We start from the raw sequence: 2,553 nt of genomic DNA on the forward strand, positions 1-2,553 counted from the left end.
TAAGCCGCCGGGCATGGAGGAATAGTAACTGGTCGCAAAATCAAAGCCCCAGAGCCGTTGTAAATATAGCACGCCGACCACTCCGATACAGCCGGTCATCACCGGGATCATCAGTAAGGTCGGCCACATCCCCATCATGGAGCCCAGTAGCGTTGTTGTGAATGTCGCGCCCACAGCTACGCCCAAGATGGTGCGCATGGCATCGTTCACCAGTTTGATCCCACGCATCGGCACACCGACCAATGAGGCGATCAGGCAGGCAAAGATCGGGCCCAGCAACCAAGGCAGGGGCAAGTGCAAAATCTTGAAGGCTAAAACGCCAATCGCGGCAACCGCAAACGCGTAGATGCGCGGCATCACGATTGTAACACCTTGAGCCTGTGGCGCAGGGATGTTTGCAAATGCGCCTCTGCCGCGTCGCCCGCCGCCTGTTGGTCCCCCGCAGCGATCGCCGTGATGATCTGGGCGTGTTGACTGCTGACAGTTTTGATCCGTGCTTCGTCATCCAGCGTGGTCGGCCCCAGTAAAATCAACGCATTGTTAAGCGCACGGGCCGAGGCCAGCAAAAAGCGGTTGCGCGTTGCGAGGTATATGCTGCGGTGAAAATCCTGATTAAGGGCGGCTGCGCGCGGGGTGTCTTGCCCCGCGCCATCAATCTGTTGGTTGATATCCTTGAGCAGGTCGACCTCGGCAGGGTTTGCATGTTTGGCTGCCATCTCGGCAGCGGTACGTTCAAGGACGAGCCGCATTTCGTAGAGCTCAACGATTTCTGTGGTGCTCAGCGTGCGAATGACAGCACCTAAACGGGGGCGATGCTCGACGATCCCGTCGTTCTCAAGCTTGCGTAAGGCCTCTCGCACTGGCGTGCGCGATAGGTCCAGTTTTTTGGCAACGTCTATCTCGCGCAGACGGTCACCCGGTAGGAATTCCCCCGCTCGGATCGCCGCATGCAAACGATGGTACGCGAGTTCTCCTTGAGACATGTCTTGCAATTCTGTGCTGTGCATTCTAATAAAGTCCAAATTGTATCCGCTTGGATACAATATAGATATGAAGAGGAAATACCAGTGTCAAAATCAGTGATTGTCGTCGGAACAGGTAACGCCGCCCTTTGTGCCGCGATTGCAGCGTTGGAAAACGGGGCGCAGGTGACCCTGCTTGAAAAGGCGGATCAGGCTCTGGCTGGCGGCAATACAAAATACACTGCAGGTGCCATGCGCTTTGCCTATGACGGGGCTGCGGATCTTTTACCGCTGTTGCGCAACCCCGATGACCCTCGCGTGAAAAATGCCGATTTCGGTGGCTATGACATCGAAAAATTCGGCAATGACTTATTGGGCTTCAACGATGGCCGTCCGCTGTCCGAGGAACAAGAGGCACTCGTCAACTTGTCGGGCGAAACGATGCGCTGGCTTGCCTCGCATGATGTAAAATTCGAGCCGATCTATAGCCGTCAGAGTTTTGAAAAAGATGGCCGTCATGTGTTCTGGGGCGGCTTGACGCTGGCAGCAGAGAACGAAGGCGTTGGCCTCTTCGACATGGAGCTGGCCGCAGTTGAGCGGATGGGCGGCATAGTCCGCTATAATAGCGCTGTTACAGGTCTGGTGACAGAGGATGACAAAGTCATCGGCGTGCGCGTTGGTGATGAGGTCCTGCACGCTGACGCTGTGATCCTTGCCTCAGGGGGGTTCGAAGCAAATGATGAGCTGCGGGTCAAGCATATGGGCCCGAACTGGAAAGCGGCGAAAGTGCGCGGCACGCCGCACAACACCGGCGACGGACTGACAATGGCGAGCGAAGTCGGCGCGGCTGAATATGGCCTCTATGCCGGATGCCATGCAACTCCGATGGACTTGCATATGGCCGACTTCGGAAATCTTGAACTGCCCGCGGGCGAACGTAAGAACTACCGCAAAATTTCATATTTTCTGGGCGTTATGCTGAATGCCGATGGCGCGCGTTTTGTCGATGAAGGGGCCAATTTCCGCAACTACACCTATGCGCAATATGGTGCTGCGATCCTCGAACAACCAGGCCAGTTTGCTTGGCAGATATTTGACAGCAAGGTGTTCGATCTGCTTTATGCCGAATACCGTTTTCACGACGCGCATTTTGTTGAAGCTGACACCCTGGAGGCGCTGGTGCCCCTGATGACGGGCGTGAACCCAGATGCTGCCACCGCCACGCTTGACGCTTACAACGATGCGGTAGACGCTGAAACTGCATTCGATCCAACCATTCTGGATGGCAAAGCAACCGACGGTTTGACACCGCCCAAATCGAACTGGGCCCAGAAAATCGACAAAGGCCCCTTCCGCGCGTTTCCTGTCACCGGCGGGATCACATTCACCTATGGCGGGCTGAAAGTAGACGCCAAGGGCAGCGTCGTCAGAGAAGACGGATCAAAGATTGCGGGCCTCTTTGCATGCGGCGAAATCGTCGGCGGTGTCTTTTTTGCGGGCTATCCCGGCGGGTCGGGCCTCACGTCTGGGGCTGTATTTGGCCGCCGTGCGGGGTATGGCGCATCTCAGATATGAGGGCAAAATATCTCGA

The 2,553-nt window shown here is 56.2% G+C and carries 3 protein-coding genes; 1 reads left to right on the forward strand and 2 read right to left on the reverse strand.

The annotated features are described in order from the left end of the window. On the reverse strand, positions 1-357 hold a 357-nt coding region (locus ABYT07_RS20385; protein ID WP_372993833.1), incomplete at its 3' end, for an AbrB family transcriptional regulator. Then, a complete protein-coding gene (locus ABYT07_RS20390) occupies positions 357-1,007 on the reverse strand; it encodes a GntR family transcriptional regulator (RefSeq protein ID WP_372993834.1) in 651 nt (216 codons plus the stop codon). The genes ABYT07_RS20390 and ABYT07_RS20385, both read right to left, overlap by 1 nt. Positions 1,008-1,067: 60 nt before the next feature. On the opposite strand from ABYT07_RS20390, the gene tcuA reads away from it, so the two are divergent. Further along, positions 1,068-2,537 carry an FAD-dependent tricarballylate dehydrogenase TcuA gene (gene tcuA, locus ABYT07_RS20395; protein ID WP_372993835.1) on the forward strand — a complete coding sequence of 490 codons (1,470 nt, stop codon included), beginning with the start codon at positions 1,068-1,070 and terminating at the stop codon, positions 2,535-2,537. Positions 2,538-2,553 lie beyond the last annotated feature (16 nt).

It is taken from the genome of Sulfitobacter sp. (assembly GCF_041552635.1).
GTDB lineage: Bacteria > Pseudomonadota > Alphaproteobacteria > Rhodobacterales > Rhodobacteraceae > Sulfitobacter.